Source organism: Phascolarctobacterium faecium DSM 14760 (genome assembly GCF_003269275.1).
Taxonomy (GTDB): Bacteria; Bacillota; Negativicutes; order Acidaminococcales; family Acidaminococcaceae; genus Phascolarctobacterium; species Phascolarctobacterium faecium.
This window is the reverse complement of sequence record NZ_QLTS01000004.1, coordinates 38,633-60,427: the sequence shown is the minus strand read 5'-3', so window position 1 is coordinate 60,427 and position 21,795 is coordinate 38,633. Positions and strand designations below refer to the sequence as shown.

General features: G+C 42.4%; 23 protein-coding genes and 1 tRNA gene. 5 read left to right on the top strand and 19 right to left on the bottom strand.

All coding sequences use genetic code 11. The annotated features are described in order from the left end of the window. Positions 1-29 precede the first annotated feature (29 nt). The 8 genes from era to C8D73_RS06310 all read right to left on the bottom strand — a co-directional run bounded on the left by era (position 30) and on the right by C8D73_RS06310 (position 6,638). Positions 30-941 carry a GTPase Era gene (era, locus tag C8D73_RS06345; RefSeq protein WP_370835350.1) on the bottom strand — a complete coding sequence of 304 codons (912 nt, stop codon included), beginning with the start codon at positions 939-941 and terminating at the stop codon, positions 30-32. 13 nt (positions 942-954) lie between these two features. After that, the gene (locus C8D73_RS06340; RefSeq protein WP_021716947.1) at positions 955-1,359 is read right to left on the bottom strand and encodes a cytidine deaminase; all 405 of its coding nucleotides are present in this window, start codon (positions 1,357-1,359) and stop codon (positions 955-957) included. 11 nt (positions 1,360-1,370) lie between these two features. Beyond that, positions 1,371-1,856, bottom strand: a complete 486-nt coding sequence (ybeY, locus tag C8D73_RS06335; protein WP_021716948.1) for an rRNA maturation RNase YbeY — start codon at positions 1,854-1,856, stop codon at positions 1,371-1,373. Continuing rightward, positions 1,834-2,793, bottom strand: a complete 960-nt coding sequence (locus C8D73_RS06330) for a PhoH family protein (RefSeq protein ID WP_044491485.1) — start codon at positions 2,791-2,793, stop codon at positions 1,834-1,836. Before C8D73_RS06330 ends, ybeY begins: the two co-directional genes overlap by 23 nt. Positions 2,794-2,864: 71 nt before the next feature. After that, positions 2,865-3,431, bottom strand: coding sequence for a peptidylprolyl isomerase (locus tag C8D73_RS06325; RefSeq protein ID WP_370832504.1), 567 nt, complete (start codon positions 3,429-3,431; stop codon positions 2,865-2,867). A 112-nt stretch (positions 3,432-3,543) separates the two neighbouring features. After that, on the bottom strand, positions 3,544-4,290 hold the full coding sequence (locus tag C8D73_RS06320; protein WP_021716951.1) for an alpha/beta hydrolase family protein: 747 nt from the start codon (positions 4,288-4,290) through the stop codon (positions 3,544-3,546). 133 nt (positions 4,291-4,423) lie between these two features. Then, positions 4,424-5,698 carry an SLC13 family permease gene (locus tag C8D73_RS06315; RefSeq protein ID WP_113077673.1) on the bottom strand — a complete coding sequence of 425 codons (1,275 nt, stop codon included), beginning with the start codon at positions 5,696-5,698 and terminating at the stop codon, positions 4,424-4,426. A 265-nt stretch (positions 5,699-5,963) separates the two neighbouring features. Further along, positions 5,964-6,638 carry a Crp/Fnr family transcriptional regulator gene (locus C8D73_RS06310; protein ID WP_021716953.1) on the bottom strand — a complete coding sequence of 225 codons (675 nt, stop codon included), beginning with the start codon at positions 6,636-6,638 and terminating at the stop codon, positions 5,964-5,966. A 791-nt stretch (positions 6,639-7,429) separates the two neighbouring features. Between C8D73_RS06310 and C8D73_RS06305 the strand changes: the two genes are divergently transcribed. Both C8D73_RS06305 and hydG read left to right on the top strand, forming a co-directional pair. Further along, entirely contained in the window at positions 7,430-7,693 is a 264-nt protein-coding gene (locus C8D73_RS06305; RefSeq protein WP_113077672.1) for a TM1266 family iron-only hydrogenase system putative regulator, read from the top strand. Between the two features lie 67 nt (positions 7,694-7,760). Beyond that, positions 7,761-9,179: a [FeFe] hydrogenase H-cluster radical SAM maturase HydG gene (hydG, locus tag C8D73_RS06300; RefSeq protein ID WP_113077671.1), complete on the top strand. Its 1,419-nt coding sequence runs from the start codon at positions 7,761-7,763 to the stop codon at positions 9,177-9,179. A 50-nt stretch (positions 9,180-9,229) separates the two neighbouring features. Here hydG and C8D73_RS06295 read toward each other — a convergent pair whose 3' ends face one another. From C8D73_RS06295 to C8D73_RS06280, 4 genes are all read right to left on the bottom strand, one after another. Continuing rightward, the gene (locus C8D73_RS06295) at positions 9,230-9,880 is read right to left on the bottom strand and encodes a flavin reductase (RefSeq protein WP_113077670.1); all 651 of its coding nucleotides are present in this window, start codon (positions 9,878-9,880) and stop codon (positions 9,230-9,232) included. Between the two features lie 132 nt (positions 9,881-10,012). Continuing rightward, entirely contained in the window at positions 10,013-10,531 is a 519-nt protein-coding gene (locus C8D73_RS06290) for a DUF6125 family protein (protein WP_113077669.1), read from the bottom strand. 170 nt (positions 10,532-10,701) lie between these two features. Next, a complete protein-coding gene (locus C8D73_RS06285; protein WP_021716958.1) occupies positions 10,702-10,983 on the bottom strand; it encodes a GNAT family N-acetyltransferase in 282 nt (93 codons plus the stop codon). Between the two features lie 18 nt (positions 10,984-11,001). Then, entirely contained in the window at positions 11,002-11,256 is a 255-nt protein-coding gene (locus C8D73_RS06280; RefSeq protein ID WP_021716959.1) for a (4Fe-4S)-binding protein, read from the bottom strand. 435 nt (positions 11,257-11,691) lie between these two features. On the opposite strand from C8D73_RS06280, the gene C8D73_RS06275 reads away from it, so the two are divergent. After that, positions 11,692-11,877, top strand: a complete 186-nt coding sequence (locus C8D73_RS06275) for a hypothetical protein (RefSeq protein WP_021716960.1) — start codon at positions 11,692-11,694, stop codon at positions 11,875-11,877. Positions 11,878-11,984: 107 nt separating this feature from the next. On the opposite strand, the gene C8D73_RS06270 is transcribed toward C8D73_RS06275, so the two are convergent. The 3 genes from C8D73_RS06270 to C8D73_RS06260 all read right to left on the bottom strand — a co-directional run bounded on the left by C8D73_RS06270 (position 11,985) and on the right by C8D73_RS06260 (position 13,618). Next, a tRNA-Leu gene (locus tag C8D73_RS06270) sits at positions 11,985-12,072 on the bottom strand. Between the two features lie 166 nt (positions 12,073-12,238). Next, positions 12,239-12,742, bottom strand: coding sequence for a hypothetical protein (locus tag C8D73_RS06265; RefSeq protein WP_021716961.1), 504 nt, complete (start codon positions 12,740-12,742; stop codon positions 12,239-12,241). Positions 12,743-12,751: 9 nt separating this feature from the next. Continuing rightward, the gene (locus tag C8D73_RS06260) at positions 12,752-13,618 is read right to left on the bottom strand and encodes an aminotransferase class IV (RefSeq protein WP_211305786.1); all 867 of its coding nucleotides are present in this window, start codon (positions 13,616-13,618) and stop codon (positions 12,752-12,754) included. 188 nt (positions 13,619-13,806) lie between these two features. On the opposite strand from C8D73_RS06260, the gene C8D73_RS06255 reads away from it, so the two are divergent. Next, positions 13,807-16,128: a monovalent cation:proton antiporter family protein gene (locus tag C8D73_RS06255; RefSeq protein ID WP_113077668.1), complete on the top strand. Its 2,322-nt coding sequence runs from the start codon at positions 13,807-13,809 to the stop codon at positions 16,126-16,128. Between the two features lie 42 nt (positions 16,129-16,170). Here C8D73_RS06255 and C8D73_RS06250 read toward each other — a convergent pair whose 3' ends face one another. The 3 genes from C8D73_RS06250 to C8D73_RS06240 form a co-directional block, all read right to left on the bottom strand. After that, positions 16,171-17,253: a metallophosphoesterase gene (locus C8D73_RS06250; protein ID WP_249033587.1), complete on the bottom strand. Its 1,083-nt coding sequence runs from the start codon at positions 17,251-17,253 to the stop codon at positions 16,171-16,173. A 205-nt stretch (positions 17,254-17,458) separates the two neighbouring features. After that, positions 17,459-18,640 (bottom strand): MFS transporter, encoded by a 1,182-nt coding sequence (locus C8D73_RS06245; protein ID WP_113077666.1) that lies wholly within the window; start codon positions 18,638-18,640, stop codon positions 17,459-17,461. Between the two features lie 99 nt (positions 18,641-18,739). Further along, positions 18,740-19,810, bottom strand: a complete 1,071-nt coding sequence (locus tag C8D73_RS06240) for an alpha/beta hydrolase (protein WP_170123180.1) — start codon at positions 19,808-19,810, stop codon at positions 18,740-18,742. Between the two features lie 209 nt (positions 19,811-20,019). Between C8D73_RS06240 and C8D73_RS06235 the strand changes: the two genes are divergently transcribed. Further along, a complete protein-coding gene (locus tag C8D73_RS06235) occupies positions 20,020-20,898 on the top strand; it encodes a LysR family transcriptional regulator (protein ID WP_113077665.1) in 879 nt (292 codons plus the stop codon). Between the two features lie 69 nt (positions 20,899-20,967). Here C8D73_RS06235 and C8D73_RS06230 read toward each other — a convergent pair whose 3' ends face one another. After that, entirely contained in the window at positions 20,968-21,579 is a 612-nt protein-coding gene (locus C8D73_RS06230; RefSeq protein WP_113077664.1) for a flavodoxin, read from the bottom strand. Between the last annotated feature and the right edge of the window lie 216 nt (positions 21,580-21,795).

Genomic DNA, 21,795 nt, shown 5'->3' with positions numbered 1-21,795 from the left:
ACCATACTACTGTATTTTCAGTCAATAAATCAGCCTTCATAGCCGAATTGCTTCAAAGCCTTATCCTTATTGCGCCAATCAGGTTTTACTTTAACCCACAGATCAAGAAAAACCTTATTGCCGAGCAGTGATTCAATATCCTTCCGGGCCTGCTCGCCGATCTTTTTCAGCAAGCTGCCCTTAGCCCCAATCACGATACCTTTTTGGGATTCACGTTCCACAAAAATATTGGCACGAATATAAATATCATCATTATCACGTACCTTGAATTCATCAATCTCCACAGCAATAGAATGTGGCACCTCATCACGAGTTGACCGCAGTACCTTTTCACGAATCATTTCCGCAGCAATTATCCGTTCCGGCTGGTCGGTTATCATATCGTCCGGGAAATATGCCGGACCTTCCGGCAAATACTTGGTGATCTCATTTACTAAACCCGGGAATTCAGTATCCTGCAAAGCAGAAACAGGCACTACTGCCGCAAAGGTAAAATCTTTAGTATAGCTTTCAATAATGCCGAAAAGCTTACCTTTGTCTGCCAGTTTATCGATTTTATTGGCAACAAGAATCACCGGAGTTTTGACCTTGCGCAGCTGCTCCAGAATATAATCCTCTCCGGCACCGCGCTTTTCCGAAACATCAACAACAAACAAAACCACATCTACCTCGTGCAGCGTACTTTCTGCAGCCCGTACCATATATTGCCCCAGCTTATGCTGCGGCTTATGGATACCGGGAGTATCCAAGAACATGATCTGAGCATTGTCAGTATTCATAATACACATGATCTTATTACGCGTTGTCTGAGGACGGTCACTCATAATTGCAATTTTCTCCCCGATCAATCCATTCGTCAACGTTGATTTGCCTACATTAGGCCGGCCTACAATAGCCGCAAAACCAGAATAATGCTTGCCATCCTGCTTATTTATACTAATCGCTCCTTTGCTTTCACTTACATTTATTTTTTATATTCAGGGACTCAGAGCCAAAACCATATGGCAGCAGTTCTGCCACAGACATTGTTTTTGTCTGTCCCTTGCAATTTGCCAGGATTATTTTTTCAAAAGGAAACTCTGCCAGCACCTGACGGCAAGCGCCGCATGGTGCCACCGGCTCATCTGTATCGGCAACTACGCACAAAGTTTTAAACCTGCGTACGCCGCTGCACACAGCTGCAAAAACAGCATTACGTTCTGCACAGCAAGTCAACCCATACGAAGCATTTTCTATATTGCAGCCGGTAAAAATTTCTCCGTCAACAGTTTCGACCGCCGCCCCAACTTTGAATTTAGAATAAGGCGCGTAAGCATTATCACGTGCCGCCTGCGCTGCCGCTAATAACTTCGTCTCCATAACTGCTCCTTTTAATGAACCAGAAATTCTTCCGAAAGTCTGATTTCCCGTAAAGCTTCTTCCTCTTTAGCCCGCATAACTGCTTTATCCTCATCTGTCATATGATCATATCCCAGAAGGTGCAGCAGGCCGTGTACCGCCAAATAAACGATTTCACGTTCCAAGCCATGTCCAAATTCTTCCGCCTGTCTGGAAGCAGTTTCAGCGCTGATAATGATATCTCCCAAAAGATGTTCTTCAGGCCCACCTAAAAGCTCCGGTTCCTCTTCACTTTCTTCATCAAGTGCAAAAGAAAGTACATCTGTAGGCCTGTCGACATTACGATAATCGCGATTCAGCATATGTATTTCTTCATCATCAACAATAGTAATATCAACTTCTGTCCTCTCAGACAGACTGTGCAGCCTGGCTACTACATTCAATCCCGCAGTCAGCAGCTGCTCCAGCTCTTCACTGATCTGTAATTTATCCTGGTCATTTTCCAGCGTTATTATCATTGTCTGCCTCCCGCTGTTTCTGGCGTCTGCTGTCATAATTCTCATATGCCCTGATAATAGCGGCCACGATCTCGTGACGAACGACGTCAGCTTCTCCAAAACGAATAATACCTACCCCCGGAGTTTTCTGCAGAACATAGGCCGCCTGTTTCAACCCGCTGTTTTTACCGTTTGGTAAATCAATCTGTGTAATATCACCAGTAATGACCATTTTCGACCCAAAACCAAAACGGGTCAGAAACATCTTCATTTGCTCCGGTGTTGTATTCTGCGCTTCGTCCAGAATAATAAACGAATCATTCAAAGTTCGTCCGCGCATATAAGCTAAAGGAGCAACTTCTATCGTCCCTCTGGCAACATATTTCTGAAAAGTCTCGCTGCCCAGCATGTCATATAACGCGTCATACAACGGTCTCAGATAAGGATCGACCTTATCCTGCATATCACCTGGCAAAAAGCCAAGTTTTTCACCGGCTTCTACAGCAGGACGAGTCAGAACGATCCGTTCAACCTCTTTATTCTTTAAAGCCTTCACAGCTAAAGCGACAGCCAGATAAGTTTTGCCTGTACCTGCAGGACCTATCCCAATAGTGACATTACTGCGTTTAATGGTTTCTACATAATCCCATTGTCCCAGTGTTTTCGCCTTTACCTGACGGCCACGGTTGGTAACGATTATCGTATCGGCATACATACGGTGCAGACTTTCCAGCCGGCCCTCTGCAATCATCCCAATACTGTATCTGACATCATGTGTAGTCAGAGGCATACCCTGACGATACAAAAAAAGCAGCTCTTTGAACAGGGTTTCAATCTGCCCCACTTCATTGTCTTCACCGCTGAAAACGATCACATTGCCGCGCGCAACAATAACACTCTCATAATGTTCCTTGATTACCCGCAGCAGCTCGTCATTTCGCCCTAAAATACCAACCATTTCCTGTTGATCCTGTACTTCAATGATACGTTCGCTCTGTAAAAAGGACAAATTCGTGCTCCTTTCTCTCCTTACCCCTCTTTTATAACAATATTCTTAATAGTTACCGGCTCCAACGGTTTATCATTGCCATCAGTCTTTACTTTTCCGATTTTATAAACAACGTTCATACCCTTGGTAACTTTACCAAAAACAGCATGCTTGCCATCAAGCCACGGACAGGCACGCAAAGTAATAAAGAACTGGCTGCCGCCTGTATTCGGACCGGCGTTGGCCATCGATAAAACACCTGCACCTTCGTGTGTCAGTTTACTGCTGAATTCATCTTTAATGGTATATCCAGGTCCGCCTGTACCAGTACCAGTAGGATCACCGCCCTGGATCATAAAATTATCAATAACACGATGAAAGGTAACTCCATTATAAAACCCTTTTTTCGCCAGGTTGATAAAATTCTCACAAGTTTTAGGAGCCAGATCTGTTGCCAATTTCACTTCAAAATCACCCATTGACGTTTCAAAAACAGCAGTTGCTGGCTTCATCGGCACCGCATCCGGCTCGCTCTTAGTTTCACTGCCGCAGGCTACTACGCTAAAACTGCTGAAAACCAATAAATATAATATTAATAATTTTTTCAAAATCATATCCTCCTGTTTTATAGCTACCAATATTATACCACAAGGGTACGTATTCTCACTAGGCTCGAAAATACCTCGCCAAGTTTTCATACAGTACCACAATAATTAATCATCACAGCCTGTCTTTCAGCCAGCCAACAACCTCTGCCGCAGCCTTATTTCCGTGATTAGTAAAACTGTGGTCACCGCCGTTAATGATAACCAGCTTTTTTGGAACTCCAGCTAAAGCAAATGTCAAACGTGCCTGATCAACAGCTACTGTTTCATCTTTTTCTCCATGAAGGATCAGCAGAGGACGCTTACGCCAGTTACGTAAAATCCCCTGCAGATCATATTTGGCAAAATCTGTAATAAAATCAGGTGTTAAGGTCAATTCACCCCGTTCATCATTTAAATACAGAGTCTGACCTGCAGACAACGCATTATAGGCTTCAGCACCCAAGGCATTTCTGAAGGTCGCCTGTAAATCGTTCGGCGCAGCCCACAATACCAGTCCTGTAATATCAGCAGATCGTGAAGCGGCAACTAATGCCGCTGCTCCGCCAAGACTTCTACCCAGTAAAAATATTTTTCCGGCTGAAAATTTAATTCGTACATAAGCAAGCACCGCTTCCAATTCTTCAACCTGCTTGGAAAGGATTTGACTGCCATTAAAATTAAAACGTATGACATTACAGCATTCGGAAGCCATTTCAGCTAAAACAGCCGCTCTGCCGCCGCCATCCATTGAACCTCGGAATCCATGTGCCAAAACCAGCACCGGCGCGGCAGTATTTTCTTCGATACAGGGGGTTAGTATACCATTTATTTCGCCATAAGGCCCCTGGATTTGAATTGTTTCTTCCGGTTTTATTTTCATTTCTACAACTCCATTACTAACGATCTATATTTATATTATAACAAGAAAAATTACATTTGAGTCAAAAACAAAAAACCTGCCGATAAAATCGACAGGTTTTTCAGATAGGGATCCTATGTTGAGAGTTCTTAGCTTATTTGCCAGGGAAGAACGGCCAAATAACAGGAATTACAACCAGGGATACTACGAAGCAGACGACAACAAGGCCGGTACCTGCTTTAACATAGTCCATGAATTTATAACCGCCAGGACCAAGAACCAAAGTATTCGGAGGAGTACCTACCGGAGTTGCGAATGCACAGGATGCTGCAACTGCGATAGCCATGATAACTGCTTTCGGATCGGCGCCAAGTTGTTTAGCAATCGCAACACCAATCGGGCACAGCAGAGCTGCGGATGCAGTGTTGGACATAAATTGGGTCAAACCGCAAGACAGGATAAACAGAACTGCGGTAACGATCAACGGAGACGGAGAACCGCCCATCAGACCTACGGTCCATTCAGCGATCAATTTACCAGCGCCGGTTTTATCCATTGCAGTGGATACAGGCATCATACCTGCGAACAGGAAGATGGTTACCCAGTCGATAGAAGCGTAAGCTTGTTTTTCAGTCAAGCAACCAGTCAGTACGCAAACCAATGCACCGATGATAGCTGCCATTTCCAGGGAAACGCCTTTGATATCCAAAGCCATTACCAAAACAACTACGAGCAGAATCGCACCGGAAATGATTTGTTTGGAAGAAGAAGTAGTTGTAGCTTCAACTTCTTGTTCGATTTCCTGGTCAGCATCCAATTCAACTTTCGGAAGTAAATGTTTACCAATGAACATCATGTAAAGCATACCTGCGATAGATACAGGAATACCGATCCATGCGAATTCAAAGAAACCAAACCCTTCTAAACCTGCAGCAGTTAAAGCACCGGTAGCAATAATGTTAGGCGGTGTACCTACCATCGTAATGATACCGCCCCAACCGCAAGCGAACGCCAAAGGCATCAACTGACGGGAAGCAGGAATCTTTGCAGCAGCACAGATACCCAAAGCAACCGGAAGCAGGCAAGCTGCTGTACCAGTATTGGAAAGTACTGAAGACAACAAAGTACCAACTATCATTAAACCAAACATCAGGCTGTTTTCGCCAGTACCACAGAAATGAACTACAGTATTACCGATTTTTTGGGCCAAACCGGTATAGAACATTGCTGCGCCAACGATGAACATACCTGCAAACAAAACTACCGTAGAGTTAGACAAACCGGAAAAGACTTGTTTAGCAGGGATGAAGCCTAACAGGCCGCACGCGATTGCGCCGGCAGTAGCAGTGATTGCGAGAGGGATAAGTTCAGTAACAAAAAGCAATGCAACCACAGCCAACAGAATTAAACATTTTACTGCTTGGGACATAATAAATTCCTCCTTTTTAAATTTTCTATATGCTGTTCGAATTGTCGGACAACATATAAAGATCGCAAAGGAACTACAAGTTTAGCAATCCCTTTATTAATTTACATTATAGCAATGGTAAATGCAAAATGATGTTGCCTAGGCAACACTATATTTTTAAAATTTGTAATAAACGGTGCAAAAGCCGAAACCATGCAAGGTTTCGGCTTTTTAGCAGTTAAACAGTAAAATAATAATATTTTGTTATAATATAAGTGCATTAAAGCTATTCAAACTTTAAAATTTTAAAATTTCTTTTATCAAAATCAATCAATCCGCAATCTTTCATTCTGGCCAGTTCACGAGTCAAAGCACTGCGGTCAGCATCCAAATAATTGGCCATATCCGTTCTGTTAAAAGGTATTTCAAATTCAGTAGAACCGTTACGTTTAGCTTCCTGTTCTAGATAAGTCATAATCTTGCCGCGCAGAGTTTTTTTACACAAGATCTCCGTTTTTTCAATCAACTGTGCATTGTTGCTGGCCATTATTGAAATCATGTTTGTCAGCAATTTGTTACGGCAGGGATCATTATTACTCAGATCGGTCAGAACCTTCCCAAAGGGGACCATCAGCACCTCGCTGTCACTGGCAGCAAAGTAGCTAACATTAGTTTTCTCGTCCTGTTTGTCATGCCCCAGGAAGTTTTCGGCAAAAATGGAACCAGACCCCATTGTTGTGATAATGGACTTATCTCCCATAATATCTTCCTTGATCATTTGTACAGTACCCGCTACAACAATGCCAATACTCTCAACCGCATCACCGGCCAAATAAATATAGTCTGATTTTTCAAAATGCTTAACAAGGGCATTTACTTTACCAAGAATAGTGTCTAATTCATCGCTGGCTAACCCTTTGAACAAGGGTAAACTCAAAAGATTCTGCATTGCCGCTTTCATAACTGTCCTCCTTCTCTCTTACTCTCAATCATCTAAATAAAACAAATAAGTTTCTTCCTATTTAATATGCCCTTGATTTGTTTTTATTATAATTTGTGTTTCTTGTTTATTCAAACTTACTTTAATTACTTTATTATGATATTATTTTCTAAATTTATTCGTGTTGCCTCAGCAACAACATTCATCTTTTTTTATTGTTATAATTCAGTCAAAGCAAACGAGACATTTGCTTGGGACATTAGTCTTCCTTTAATCTTTTTCCAATCATTTGACCGTCAACGAGAGGGTTCGGCTCTCATTGACGGTCACCTTTTTTATTTGCTAAAATAACATTATAAAAACACCTAATGAAATTTTATAGAAAACATATGTCTAAACAGCCTGAGCACGATTTACAACAATTCAAAAAGATTCAACAAATCTAATTATGCCGGTCAGATTGACGATGTAAATAACAAAACTCCTATACCGATAGTCATCCCCTATCCTTGTATTATTGGCGGCAGCGGCACTTTACTTACCTGCAGATACTGCCTGACATAAAAATCTTCACTGGCTTTCAAAAATAAACGCCATGTAATAAAATAATTAGAGCAATATTTTTTGTAACTTTTGATACCATTGCTTTAATCTTACTTCATATATTATAGCACTTTTATTCTGTTTGTGTTAATTTTCGCAATTATTTTTTATCTTTTAGTTATAACCTCTTGTTCGTTAATAATAATTACAGATATTTTATGATATAATACTAATAAATCAGTTATTTTGTCTTGAAAGCAGGTGCTTGTATGCAGAAACGTGTCGTCTTGCTGGGAATAATCGTTGAAAATACTGCCGCAGTAGAACAGCTTAATATTTTACTGCATGCCCATAACGAATATATTATTGGACGTATGGGACTGCCATATAAACAAAAAGGCATTAATATTATCAGTATCGTTCTTGATGCCCCGGCCGACGTTATCAGTACGCTTTCCGGCAAAATAGGTATGCTCAAAGGAGTAAGCGTCAAGGCTTTATACGCAAAAACTCCGCAAGAACAGCCCTTTTAAATATTTATATATAAGGGAAATCACTGACGGGAAAGGATTCCTGCCCCGAAAGAAAGAAGGTAGACAAATGTATAATGTCAAATCAATGCAAGCCAGTGAGTTCATTGCTCATGATGAAATCCTGGAAACCCTTGCCTATGCCTCAGCAAACAAAAATAATGCGTCGCTTATCGACAGTATTATTGCTAAAGCAAAGGAACGCAAGGGACTTTCACACCGCGAAGCTGCCGTGCTTTTAGACTGTGAGCTTGATGAAAAAAATCAGGAAATTTTTGCTTTGGCCGAACAGATCAAAAAAGATTTTTACGGCAACCGCATCGTTATGTTTGCGCCGTTATATCTTTCAAACTACTGTATTAACGGCTGCGTTTATTGCCCTTATCACAGTGTAAACAAAAACATCACCCGAAAAAAACTCACTCAAGATGAAATCCGCAACGAAGTTATCGCACTTCAGGATATGGGACATAAGCGCCTGGCTTTGGAAGCAGGTGAAGACCCGATAAATAATCCACTGGATTATATTCTGGAAAGCATCAAAACTATTTACAGCATCAAACACAAAAACGGCGCCATTCGCCGCGTTAATGTCAATATTGCCGCAACCAGTGTCGAAAATTATCGTAAACTGCACGAAGCCGGTATTGGCACATATATACTTTTTCAGGAAACCTACCACAAAGAAAGCTATGAACGATTACATCCTACGGGACCTAAAAGCAACTATGCCTACCATACGGAAGCCATGGACAGAGCTATGCAGGGCGGCATCGATGATGTGGGACTTGGCGTACTCTTTGGGCTTGAACTTTATCGTTATGAATTTACCGGTCTTTTAATGCATGCCGAACATCTGGAAGCAGTGCACGGAGTTGGCCCGCACACTATCAGCGTTCCGCGTATCTGCCCTGCTGACGATATCGATCCCAACGCCTTTAATAACAGCATCAACGATGATATTTTTGCCAAGCTTGTAGCCTGCATCCGTATTTCTGTTCCCTATACAGGTATGATCGTTTCTACCCGCGAAAGTCAAAAATCACGCGAACGTGTGCTGCATCTGGGAATCTCACAAATCAGCGGCGGTTCGCGCACCAGTGTCGGCGGTTATGCCGCACCTGAACCGGAAGCTGAAAACTCAGCACAATTCGATGTCAGCGATACCCGCAGCCTTGATGAAGTAGTAGCCTGGCTGATGGAAATCGGTTATCTGCCCAGTTTCTGTACAGCCTGCTATCGTCAGGGTCGTACTGGCGACCGTTTTATGAGTTTATGCAAAAGCGGTCAGATCCAAAACTGCTGTCATCCAAACGCACTGATGACACTCAAAGAATATTTGACCGACTATGCTAAGCCACATACTAAAGAGCTTGGCGAAAAGCTCATTCAAAATGAACTGGCCAATATCCCCAATCCCAAAGTACGTGAACTGGTTATACAGCATTTGACAGATATCGAAAACGGCGAACGTGATTTTCGCCTGTAAATATTATAAAAAAGCTACGCCTTAAAAGGCGTAGCTTTTTTATTTAGACCTTACATCCTTTTAAAACGGCTTTTCGGCTGCTTACAGACAGGACAGACATAATCATCCGCTTCTTTGGTAATGTCACCTTCATAGATATAACCGCATACCTCACAAATATAACGCAGCTGAGCCTGCTTTTCTGATTTCGGCACTTCAACCTGATAAGTCGGAGCATTTTTGGGAGCTTTTCCCTTGATAACATTATGATAATATTCATAAGTCATAGGCGGTTCATCAGTTCCACCCAAAGTCTTAGTTAAACGCGCCATAATCACGCAGTGAGTCTCGGCATCATGCATGGCAATAACATCACAAACCATATAGCCGCAGGCGTGCTCTTTCACTATCGGTAAACCATCCAACACACCGCAGGCAAAATTTTTACCGCAGAATTTATCCATTTTGCGCCCACAGGCAAATCCAAGCTCTGCAATAACATTACGTTCAACCGCTTCAGATAAAATCGAAATACTGAAACGCCCGCTCTTTTTTATGGCCTCATAAGTAAAATTATTTTTGTTCATACTCACAGCAATAACAGGATTATCGCTTGTAACCTGAATCACCGTATTTACTATACAGCCGGCAGGTCTTATCCCATCAAGAGTTCCAACAGCGTACATACCATATGTAAGTTTGTGTAAAACGGACAGATCCATTTTCTCTACCCTCTTTCATTTCTTTTATCCTCTTTAATTATACTAAACAGAAAATTAAAAGGATAGAGCAATAAACTATCTCAGAGAAGCAGTTTATTTACAAAACCACTGTTTAAACTTCATATAAAATCATCAGTTATCTTTTAAAATAAATTTCCACGAACAATTACAGGTCTCATCAGTTATTTCCGGATAACAGCTAAGCGCTTCGCACTCAAACCGGTCATCAATGGTCTTGGCAAAACCAGTATATTCAATAATACCGACTGCCTTGCAGGGATGAAATTCCATCCCCTTACGCTTTCTCGCATTCTGCACTCTGCAGTCTAACGTTCTGTAAATCAAAGTATTCCCATCGACAATTATCTCATCTTCATTGATATTGGCATATAATCTCAGCTGTAAAGCTCTTTTCAGCCCATCTATGCCAGGTCTGGATGACAACTTTAAAAACTCTTTGATTTTTTGTGCCTCAATTTTTGTAAAAGCCTCCCAAATATTACAGTCATGCTCCATGGCCTCTGCCATACCAAATTTACGTTCTACTGACTGAAACCAAACGCCATCCATAGCCAGCCAGTTTTTAGAATAGATTTCGATCAGCTGTATCAGTTCAGACCTTTCCATTTTTTCCAAAGTCTTATTGACCATCTCCAATCCTCCCTTGTAATTATTTACGGAACACCTCTTAGAAGTTATTCTGATTATAGCACATAAAATTTGCACATAATCAAATACCAGTCTCACGATTACTAAACAAAAAAGCATCGGCAGATGATGATCAACCTGCTGATGCTTTTTTTATAGGATATAACAAATTTTTATTTAGAATACACTGCTTCATATTCTGGCGTTCTGTCAAATACTTTTTTGGCGAAAGGGCACAGCGGAATGATTTTCCGGTTGTCAGCGACAGCAAAATCTACAACCTTCTGCACCAGAGCATTACCAATTGCATGTCCCTTCCATTTAGCATCTACATAGGTATGATCAATAATCAAAAGATGCTCTCCTGTTTTTACGAAGGAAATCTCTCCGATTTCTTCATTTTCATAAAATACCGCAAACCTGCTGGCATCTTCTTCCAGTCTATAGTCAAACATTGTTCTTCCTCCTCATATTCACGGCTCGATCTCATCAGAATTTTTCAGCTTATATTTCAAAGCTCCCGAAGGGCAGCCTTTAATCGCAGTTATAACTGACTCCTGCTCGGTAGCAACCGGTAGAACCCACGGTTTCCGCTTTAATTGAAATACCGTATGGTTTGCTTTCACACAATTACCGGAATGCTTACAAACATCTTTATTAAAATAAACGTCATAAGTTTCGCCTTCATATTTCTTATATCCTAAGTCAAGCAAGTCTTTCTCTTTCATTTTTATGCCCCTTTCAACAAACACTAAAATACCATTAATATAGGTTTTTAGCTATTTTTAATATACCACTGATTCTATAAAGACGCACTTTTATTAAATTAAATTTTTAAAATTTTTATATCAAAAATTATCCTTTTGAACAATTTCTTTTCTGCCTCCAAAACAGCTTCTTTATAATAACTTTTATAAACAAAATCAATAAACAGCTGCGATTTTTTAATATTTATAAAATTTATAGTTATCCCTTTTATAAAAATATAGCAGCTTATATTATATCCCCCTTGTCTGTCAAAGATGAACGTGATATTCTAATAGTAGAAGATGCTGCCACTACTCGCTCTGCTTCTTTATTATACGATGAAGCCTTTTTCATCTTTGTTATTATAACGATAGATTTTCCACAGCAGCATTTATTTTCAAGAAGGAGCTGATGACATGGATACAATCTTTTTCGCATTCACAGTGTTATCTTTAGTTTTATTGGGTATCGGCCTGATAAAACCACACTGGGTATTACCTCTCAGCGTACTTGAACCAAAAACAAGGCGTAAAGCAGCGATCATCTATTTCATTGCTTTTCTTATTTGCCTTGGCATTGCCTCTAAACTAAGCTATTCCTGATAGCTATTCAATTATCTTCCAAATACATTGAGTCTGCTTTGTATTAAAAATATCCACGCAAAAAAATAACACTCTAGTTTAAACTAGAGTGTTTCTTTTTTGTAATATGGTGCCGAAGGCCGGACTCGAACCGGCACGTGGGGTAACCACGCTTGATTTTGAGTCAAGTGCGTCTGCCAATTCCGCCACTTCGGCGACTCAATGTTCCGTAACGGAACAATAACAATAATACCGTATCTATATATAATTGTCAAGCATTTCTTCAAACTTTTTTAGTAAACAACCAGCTGCATTTTGCCGCTTCTTAAAATCGATTTTCAACTGCTTTAAAACATTAACTTCAGCAAGCCACAAGCTGATTCTATTCGGCTGTATCGGGGAAAATACGTTTATGCAGCTTATATGCAAGTACAAGCCCTAAAATGCCTGTGATCATCTGCGGCCAGCCCATAATAAACAAAATGAATAACGCCAGCTTTTCAGGTACTGCAACCAGCCACAAAACGAACAAACTGCTGCAATATAAAATAAATGTTTTAAAAAGAGGCGCGGCGATGATGATCCCCTTTCCCCAGAAGCGGGCACACAGATATACCATCACCAAGTTGCCTACAGCCACTACCGGTATCAAAAACGGAAGCGGCAGCTGCCCTTGAAAATACGCCATTACCGGCAGCAGCACCGCGATCATTACAGACGGCCATAAACCAACGGTACGGGCCGCCAGCACCAAAACCATATTCACCAATGTACCGACGACAAAAACAGTCCACATAGGCGGCATAGGGATCACTAAACGCAATGCCTGCAGGACCAGACCTACGGCCAGCAGCATCGCCCCTCTTACCCAGTTATTATTTTTCATTCTATTCTCCTATTTTGCCGGACATTCACGTTCTACAAAAGCTTTAAACGCAGCCTGCAGCTGCGGCACGACCTTACCTACACCGCTGCCGATGAATTTGCGGTCTATTTTAGTAACCGGCATAATCTCGCAGCGAGGGCCGCATAAAAATGCTTCTTCTGCTTTCAGGACAAACTCTATATCAAAAGCTTTTTCGATGACCTGCATATCAATATCAGGTGCCAGACGTTCCTTGATCAGCCTGCGGGTAATATTTTTATGAACCAGGTTATTATCAGGATGTGTCCATATCATTTCATCTTTGATCACCATAAAGCTGCTTTCAGTGCTTTCAGTTATCTTACCGTTCTCACGAATAAAAAGAGTGTCAAAAGCGTTGCTTTCACGTGCTTTTTGACGTGCCAGAACTTCAGGCAGCCTGTTTAAGGTATTAACGTTACAGAACTGCCAGCGATTATCCTCAGTCGTGATAATATTGACGCCGCTCTCACGTTTTGCCGCCAATACTTCCCGATCAGTTTCCACGATCGTCATTGTCAGCTGCGGCACCGACATTTCCGGAAACGCCAGCCCATAATCGGCAGTCCCGCGAGTAATTTGAGTATAGATCTCTCCATTTTCAATACCACTTTCAGCTATCAGCGCTTCATGGAATTCAATCAATTCTTCAATCGTGTAAACGGCAGGTATTTTCACCTTAATAACAGATTCGAATAAATTATCCATATGAGGTAATAAAGCAAAACAACGGCCATTATAAACAGGCACTATCTCAAATACACCGTCGCCAAACTGGTGCCCCCTGTCGTGTACCGAAACTGCCGCCTCTTCTGCCGGCATGATTTCACCATCTACAAGAACTAGATTTTTGTACATAATTAAAACCTCCATATGCAAATTTTGTATTAAAATTCACTTTTTTGTCACCGGAAATATTGTATAATATAGAAAGAGCTGTGTAATATAACAGCTTTAATATTATACAACATTTTGTTAAATTTGTCCGCAAAGCTTTGAATAAAATGGTATCCGTATAATAAATTTATGAAAGAAGGTGACTGCCTATGGCTCATTTACCGCCGATAGTCGCTGATTTAGCGATGATCCTCTTAGTTGCAGGTATTACGACGATCCTGTTCAAAAAACTCAATCAACCTTTAGTACTTGGTTATATTATTGCCGGTTTTATTACCGGACCGCATTTCAACTTTTTCCCCACTGTATCAGACACCGCTAATATCAACGCCTGGTCTGAAATAGGCGTTATTTTTCTTTTATTTGCACTGGGTCTCGAATTCAGCTTTTATAAGCTGAAAAGCGTAGGCAGCACAGCTTTTATAGCTACCTTCGTTGAAATAGGCGGGATGCTGATCGTTGGCTATTTCACAGGCCATATGCTGGGCTGGGATCATATGGACAGCCTGTTCTTAGGCGGTATGCTGGCCATGTCGTCAACTACCATCATCATCAAAGCCTTTGAAGACCTCAAGCTCAAAGGTCAGCGCTTTACAGAAATGGTTTTTGGTATTCTGATAGTTGAGGACATCGTCGGCATCATTATGATGGTATTGCTTTCAACTTTAGCCGCTGCCAGCGCCGACATTTCGACGCTCGAGCTGATCGAAAGCGTCATGCGCCTGCTGTTCTTCCTGGTCTTATGGTTCGTTCTTGGTATGTATCTGGTCCCGTCCTTCTTTAAACGGGCTGAGCGCCTGATGAACGATGAAACTCTGCTGGTTGCTTCTATCGGCCTTTGCCTTGGTATGGTAGTACTTGCTACCCACATGGGCTTCTCGGCAGCCTTAGGCGCTTTTATTATGGGTTCTCTTATCGCCGAAGCACCAAGTGCCGAAAAAATAGAACATCTCGTCAAACCGGTCAAAGATCTGTTTGGAGCTGTCTTCTTTGTATCAGTAGGTATGCTTGTTGACCCTGCTTTACTGCTGGAATACGCGGTACCTATCATTGTACTCGTTATTGTTACCTTAGTCGGCAAGCTGCTGCTTTCCGGCGCCGGTGTACTGCTTTCAGGCCAAAACCTCAATACTTCTATGCACTGCGGTTTCAGCCTTGCTCAGATCGGTGAATTTTCCTTTATCATCGCATCTCTGGGCATGAGCCTCGGAGTTATCAGCGACTTTTTATATCCAATAATTGTTGCTGTTTCTGTAATGACAACCTTTACTACCCCGTTTTTCGTTATGGCAGCAGAACCTGCTTATCAGTTCACTAAAAAACTATTGCCGCAAAAAACTCTGGAATGGCTTGACCGCTATACGGAAGAAAATCCTGATAACGACGGTAAAGACAGTGACTGGCGCGATTTTCTGCGTGAGTATTTTATCCGCATTTTGATTTTTACGACTATGCTCTCAGCTGTCGCTTTAGGCTCTTATTATTATCTGCAGCCTTACCTGTCAGGAAAAATGTCAGCGCCCTACAGCAATCTGCTGACAGCGCTGCTGACTCTGGTCGTTATGGCGCCGTTCCTGCGGGCAGTTCTTGTCAATAAAACCAACCATCCTGAGCTTTTCTCAACTTTATGGTTTAAGAAACGTTCTAATCACATCCCTTTAACACTGCTGTTATTTTTAAAAATCCTGATCGCAGCAGCATTCCTCTACTTTGTTTTTGCCAAACTACTTGGTCTGCAGTCACTGCTGGCCGCGCTGGCAACAGCAGGCGCTGCTTATTTCATCTCCTCATCCGACTGGCTGATGGGCGAATATCTGCGTATGGAATCACGTTTTCTTGTCAATCTGAACGAGCGCCATATGCTCAAACATCGTGAAGCCCTTGCTGAAGCTGGCGAAGAACATCTTTACGGCTGGTTCGATGAAGAATTACAGCTTGCACGCTATAAAATCTGCGAAGACTCACCTATGATAGGTCAAACGCTGACCCAGCTTGCATTCCGTGAGCTTTATGGCTGCAACATCCTGCAGGTTTCAACTCCTGAAGAAGTCATCGATATGCCCGGCGGTCATCACATTCTGCAAAAGGATTCTACTTTGTTGATGATCGGTACTGATTCTCAATTCAAACTGTTCGACACCGCCATCAATACTCAGCGTCTGTGTATGACTCTGGTGGAAGAACCTATCACGATGCGCGAATTTATGCTGCGTGAAGACAACGATAAAGAAAACGTTTCGGTATTCTTATCGTGCGCTATCACTATCGACAAGCACTCGCCTATCCTTGGTAAATCGCTCAAGGACACCAATATCCGTGATGACTGGCACTGCCTTGTCATCGGCCTGGAACGCGGCAGTTACACTATGACCAATCCTAATGTTTCGCTTGTTTTTGAAAAAGGCGACCTGCTTTGGGTCTTAGGCAAGCAAAAAATGATCAATCAATTAGTACGTGAAGAAATCCTTTAAAAACAAACAAAAAAACCTTCGGCTGTGCCGAAGGTTTTTTATTTATTTCCCCTGTAAATTTATAACAACTATTTCCGGTTTCAGCTCCGTCCGCACCGGCGGGCCCCAAAATCCGTAGCCATTGCTGACAACAGCAGTCAGGTCACCAAACCGGGCCAAACCATAATCCAGCTTATACATCCGCTGCGTAACCAGCCTGTTCGGGAACATCTGCCCTGTATGGGTATGTCCAGCCAGATACATATCATAACCGGCCTCAGCGGCAGCATCCATCCGCCGCGGCTGATGATCGATCAGGATACTATAATACTTATCGTTATCGACGCTCAGAGCCTGCAACGGAACAATACTTGTTGAAACACGATAATCATGCAAACCGGTAATTTTCAATTTATCATCAACCACTGTACTCTCATCAGTCAGTATACTGATATTATTGCCTGCCAGCAAAGCTCTCAGCTCGTCAGGCCGATCAAGATAATCATGGTTTCCATAAGCTCCATATACCCCTAATGGTGCCTGAAGCTCCTTTAACGGGGCCAGTGAATCCTCCTCGATGATATATTGCAGCCGCTCATCCATAATGTCACCGGCAATCAGTACTAAATCGGGCTGCTGCGCATTAACCAGCTCTACTAAGCCCTTACTGTAATCATAGCCAAGCTCGCGTCCCAAATGGATATCGCTGACAAGCACTATTTTATACTGCTTATCAGACGACAGCTTATCGGCAACAACGGTTTCCATACGTACAACAGGGCTAAACGCACGCCAGCTGCCCCAGGCAACAAAAATTGCCAGAACTATTGCGCCCGCAGCGGCAAACTGCATAAACGGCAGCTTGAATGAAAAAATACGCAAAACTGCATATACGATACCATGCACAACCATCAACAGCAGCGAATAGTACAAAAACGCGATCCAATAACCGCTCAGCCAGGCCGAAAGCTTTAACAGCGGCAATGGCAAACTTTCAGGCAAAACACGGCTGCCAACAGTATTAAGCATCAGCAGCACATATAAAGCGATAAACGGCGCCGACCTCATAAAAGAAAATGCATGACTGTAATAAACCCACGCCAAAGAACTCAAAACAAAATCGATCAAGGAAATAAACAGAATCACACTCAAAAGAACAGTCTCCTCCCGAAGCTCAGTTTTTATACTAAATATTATTCATAGCCTGGAAAACTTCTTGCCTTTATTATACAGGTTAAAGTCCGCTCCAAGTCAAGTGGTAAAGCTGCTATTTTAGTCCCTGAATGGATAAATTTACAAAAAGTTTGAACTTTCCTGCGAAGAATGCCGGCTTTTTATTTTTACAGCACAACTATTTGCTTTCTCCCAGGCAAACATACTCATATGATCTATATACCCTGGGGATAATCATTGCCAAACATAAAATAAGAAATACGATGCCGCCCCACATCATATACTGCATTCCCATATGTGCAATCACCATCCCGCAGACTGCCGACCCTAAAGCAGTCCCCAAATTAGCGGCAGTCAAAAAAAGACCGTTGGCAAAATCAGGTGCCTCCGGGGCCGCAGTAGTAATCCAATACTGGTTGATATTCGCATTCATACCTCCCAAAACTCCCCAAAGCAGCGTGATCAAAGCCATAGCCGGCGCCGAGGTACCGCTCCAGAAGAATGCAGCATAGACAATCCCCAATGTGACCGGAAATATTATGACCAGCTTATCGGCAGACGCGCCTGCACTAAGCATACGGCCGGCAATAAAATTACCGACGATATTCATCAAACCATAAACAAGTAAAATCAGGCTTACCGTATTCCACGAAAAAGCAGTGATATTGGTCAGATAGCCTGAAAAATATCCAAAAACTCCAAAGACAGCTCCATTCATAAACACAACGGCTGCAATAGAAAACCATAATACCGGCTTCTTTAAAACACGCAGCTGCTGCCCATACGAAAGCCTTGCTGCCACAGGCAGCGATGGTATATACAACCAGGTCGCAATCAACGCCGCTGTATTGACTACGGTAAAACCCGCCATAGCAGCCGTTAACGAAAAACTGCCGGCAATAAAGCTGCTGACCGGTACTCCCAGTACCATCCCGGCCGATACCCCCACAATGACCTTAGCAACAGCCCGGGGAGCTGCTTCCGGGCTGACTGAAGCAGCCGCAACAGAAAAAGCAAGCGAACAATAAACCGGATGGAAAATCGCCGGCACAACTCTTGCCAGCAGCATAACTGCGAAATTATCAGTAAAGACAGAAATAAGATTGCCCAAAACAAATATGCTCAATACCAGAAGCATCACCCGCTTCCTGTCGATGCCCGCAAAAAGCAGCGGCATCACCGGCCCGGCTGCAGCCACTGCCAAAGCAAACAAACTGACCAGCAAACCGGCCTGTGCGATACTGATACTAAATTTTTCTGCCAGAAGCGGCAAAATACCCAGCACACCCATTTCTGTATTGATGATACCAAAAACACCTATCGTCAAAATAAAGATCAGCAAATTATTTTTTTCTTTCATAACCTCTCCTGTTAACAAAAATGTGGACCCCCAGCATCCCGAGAATCCACAAAAACAAAACTTTCAGCAAATCAGATCTGCAGCTTTTGCAGCAGTAAATTATTTTAAATTAGCCTTGAAGAAGCTTTCGAGCTTATCAAACGGAATAAGCTCTACCCTGTCATAAAGATCTACGTGGCCTGCACCGGCAACATAATACAGTTCTTTCGGTTCAGCCGCACGTTTATATGCATCTTCGCTAAACTCTTTGGAATGTGCCTGATCACCGGTAATAAAGAGCAGCGGACGCGGAGAAATTGTTTCAATATCATTGAAGGGATAAAAATTCATAAATTTAGTATTACTGGAAAGCGTCGGATGTGTCGTTAAAAGCGGCGAAGAACCTGCAGGAGTAAATTCTCCTCTTGGCGTACGGTAAAAATCATAGAATTCGCGTTCAATAGGATTGGACTTTTCCGTGATCTCATGTACGGTCCCGCTTGTGTATTTAGTTGCGCCACCCTGGAATTCCACATAACGCTGCTCCGCCGCATCAGCAATGATCTGTTTTCTTTGTGCAAGCGTCAGAGAATGATTAAGTCCATTGCGGTTAGCTGCACCCATATCATACATACTAATAGTTGCAACGGCTTTCAGGCGGGGATCGATTTTAGCGGCGCTGATAGCAAAACTGCCGCTGCCGCAGATCCCGATCGCGCCAATCTTTTCTCGATCAGCAAAAGGCCCTGTACCCAGGTAATCTACCGCCGCGCTGAAGGTTTCAGCATAAAGCTCAGGCGCAACGGCATTGCGTGGCTGGCCGTCACTGCCGCCCCAAAACGCCAGATCGACAGACATAGTTACAAAACCGCGTTCTGCCATCTTAACAGCGTAAAGATCAGCGCTTTGCTCTTTTACTGCCCCCATTGGATGCCCTACTATGATAGCAGCATGTTTTTTACTTTTGTCCATATCTTTCGGCAGATACAAATTACCGGCAATATTCATCTTGTACTGATTTTTAAAAGTGACTTTCTGGACCTCCACCTTATCACTCCTGTAAAAATTATCAGCATCAGCAGGCCTGTCAGCAGCAAACACAGCGCTTGTACCAGCCGTCGATAAAATCACCCCTAAAGCGATACTCTTAAACATTTTCAAATAACGGTCAGCCAAAACTTTCTTTTTCATACTTCTCAACTCCTTAAAATCATTGATCCATTTACAATAAGTTTCAAAACAGAGCCTTTCAGCTTCAATGATAATTCTGCTTACCCGGCTCCTTTGTCTTAATTATAAAAACAGAATCCAAGAATATCAAATACATATATTAAATACTTTACCATACTTGAAAAGTATATCAAAAACTATTATAATACTTATATCGGAGGTGAAATTTTATGGATATCAGAACCCTGCAGTATTTCCTTGCCGTAGCCCGCGAAGAAAGTATCAGCGGTGCAGCAGAATTTTTACATATGACACAGCCACCGCTTTCAAGGCAGCTCAAAGAACTGGAAGCAGAGCTTGGCAAACAGCTTTTTATCCGCGGGAACCGCAAAATAACGCTGACGGAAGATGGTATGATCCTGCGCAAAAGAGCAGAAGAAATCGTTGCTCTAATGGAAAAAACCAAAGCTGAAATCAACGCCTCTGCTGAAAACATTACAGGTGATATTTATATTGGCTGTGCAGAAACTGAAGGTATGCGGATGCTGGCTAAAATAATCAGTAAAATACGCCAAGAATATGACCATATACATTTTCATATCTTCAGCGGCCAAGCCGAAGACGTTTCCGAACGTCTGGACAGCGGACTGCTTGATTTTGGCTTGTTTATCGAGCCGGCTGACCTTAAGAAATACGATTTTATAAAATTACCGATCACTGATATCTGGGGTTTATGGATGACCAAAGCCAGCCCTTTAGCTGAAAATAAAACTATCAAACCTCATGATTTGCTGGGCCTGCCGCTAATTATTTCCAACCAGGCCATGGTCAAAAATGAGATAGCCGGCTGGATGGGAGGAAATTACGACAATCTGAATATCGTCGCTACCTATAATCTTTTATATAACGCTTCCCTTATGGTAGAAGAAGGGGTCGGCTATGCATTAAGCATCGACAGAATCATCAAATCATATGACGACAGCCCGCTTTTCTTTCGCCCATTAGAACCAACACTTGAAGTCGGGCTTGATATTGTCTGGAAAAAATATCAAACCTTTTCCAAAGCCTCTGAAAAATTTTTAGAATACCTGAAAAAAGAATATATTTAAATATGGATATAACAAAACAGAGAGCGCCTGGAAAGCACTCTCTGTTTTTTACTGTCAGGAAATGATATTTTATTTTACTAAACCCAAGCGTTTCAGCCAGGCGCTGACATCGCTCTGGGCATTTTGCGCGTTGCCGCCGCTGACTACCAATGCATCCAGCACTGTAGCTCCGGGAACAGCTTTCTTTAGATCGCTGACACAATTAGCTACGCCACCGCCGCCATGAGTAACGAACGGCACGATAATTTTGCCGGACAAATCATACTGCTCTAAAAAAGTGAACATCGGCATCGGCATCGTGCTCCACCAGTTAGGCACGCCGATATAAACGACATCGTAATCCGCCATATTTTCTACACGTCCGTTAATTGCAGGACGCGCGTTATTATCACGTTCGGCTCTGGCAAGCTCAGTTGTTTCACGGTATACTTCAGGATATGGAGTGACAGTAGTCACCCTGAACATATCCGCACCTGTTTCATTACCGATCATTCTGGCAAGAGCCTCGGTATTACCTGACCGCGAATAATACACGACCAAAGCCTTACTGCTGTTAGTTTTATTTTCACTCTGCATAATTTTCCCTCCATTATCAGTAGAAATAGCTTCGGCATTACTGCCGCCGCAAGCCGCCACCAGCATTGCCAGAATCGACATCAGCACCACAACAATTTTTTTCATACTATACCTCCTCATCTTTTATTTTACCCAAAGCAGCGTTTGGTATTTTACCATAACGCCTTTGCCTTTAATTCGATTTTACAGGCTAGAGTCAACTTTAAGTCAAGCATTTACAGTTAAAGTTTGCAAAAAGTTCATATTATAAATTTCAGCATTGATGCCAAAAAGAAACCCCGCATGCCAATGCATACGGGGGAAGCTTCCACAACATATTTA

Coding starts and splice junctions, on each gene's coding strand:
- C8D73_RS06320 (WP_021716951.1), bottom strand. CDS start 4,290: ATGAAAATAAAACCGGAAGAAACAATTCAAATCCAGGGGCCTTATGGC.
- C8D73_RS06305 (WP_113077672.1), top strand. CDS start 7,430: ATGCAGAAACGTGTCGTCTTGCTGGGAATAATCGTTGAAAATACTGCC.
- C8D73_RS06260 (WP_211305786.1), bottom strand. CDS start 13,618: ATGTACAAAAATCTAGTTCTTGTAGATGGTGAAATCATGCCGGCAGAA.
- C8D73_RS06230 (WP_113077664.1), bottom strand. CDS start 21,579: ATGAAAAAAATTGTTGTGGTGCTGATGTCGATTCTGGCAATGCTGGTG.
- C8D73_RS06315 (WP_113077673.1), bottom strand. CDS start 5,698: ATGTCCCAAGCAGTAAAATGTTTAATTCTGTTGGCTGTGGTTGCATTG.
- C8D73_RS06295 (WP_113077670.1), bottom strand. CDS start 9,880: ATGGATCTGTCCGTTTTACACAAACTTACATATGGTATGTACGCTGTT.
- ybeY (WP_021716948.1), bottom strand. CDS start 1,856: ATGATAATAACGCTGGAAAATGACCAGGATAAATTACAGATCAGTGAA.
- C8D73_RS06255 (WP_113077668.1), top strand. CDS start 13,807: ATGGCTCATTTACCGCCGATAGTCGCTGATTTAGCGATGATCCTCTTA.
- C8D73_RS06235 (WP_113077665.1), top strand. CDS start 20,020: ATGGATATCAGAACCCTGCAGTATTTCCTTGCCGTAGCCCGCGAAGAA.
- hydG (WP_113077671.1), top strand. CDS start 7,761: ATGTATAATGTCAAATCAATGCAAGCCAGTGAGTTCATTGCTCATGAT.
- C8D73_RS06280 (WP_021716959.1), bottom strand. CDS start 11,256: ATGAAAGAGAAAGACTTGCTTGACTTAGGATATAAGAAATATGAAGGC.
- C8D73_RS06275 (WP_021716960.1), top strand. CDS start 11,692: ATGGATACAATCTTTTTCGCATTCACAGTGTTATCTTTAGTTTTATTG.
- C8D73_RS06265 (WP_021716961.1), bottom strand. CDS start 12,742: ATGAAAAATAATAACTGGGTAAGAGGGGCGATGCTGCTGGCCGTAGGT.
- C8D73_RS06310 (WP_021716953.1), bottom strand. CDS start 6,638: ATGAAAGCGGCAATGCAGAATCTTTTGAGTTTACCCTTGTTCAAAGGG.
- C8D73_RS06290 (WP_113077669.1), bottom strand. CDS start 10,531: ATGGTCAATAAGACTTTGGAAAAAATGGAAAGGTCTGAACTGATACAG.
- C8D73_RS06285 (WP_021716958.1), bottom strand. CDS start 10,983: ATGTTTGACTATAGACTGGAAGAAGATGCCAGCAGGTTTGCGGTATTT.
- C8D73_RS06330 (WP_044491485.1), bottom strand. CDS start 2,793: ATGGTTGGTATTTTAGGGCGAAATGACGAGCTGCTGCGGGTAATCAAG.
- C8D73_RS06245 (WP_113077666.1), bottom strand. CDS start 18,640: ATGAAAGAAAAAAATAATTTGCTGATCTTTATTTTGACGATAGGTGTT.
- C8D73_RS06240 (WP_170123180.1), bottom strand. CDS start 19,810: ATGAAAAAGAAAGTTTTGGCTGACCGTTATTTGAAAATGTTTAAGAGT.
- C8D73_RS06340 (WP_021716947.1), bottom strand. CDS start 1,359: ATGGAGACGAAGTTATTAGCGGCAGCGCAGGCGGCACGTGATAATGCT.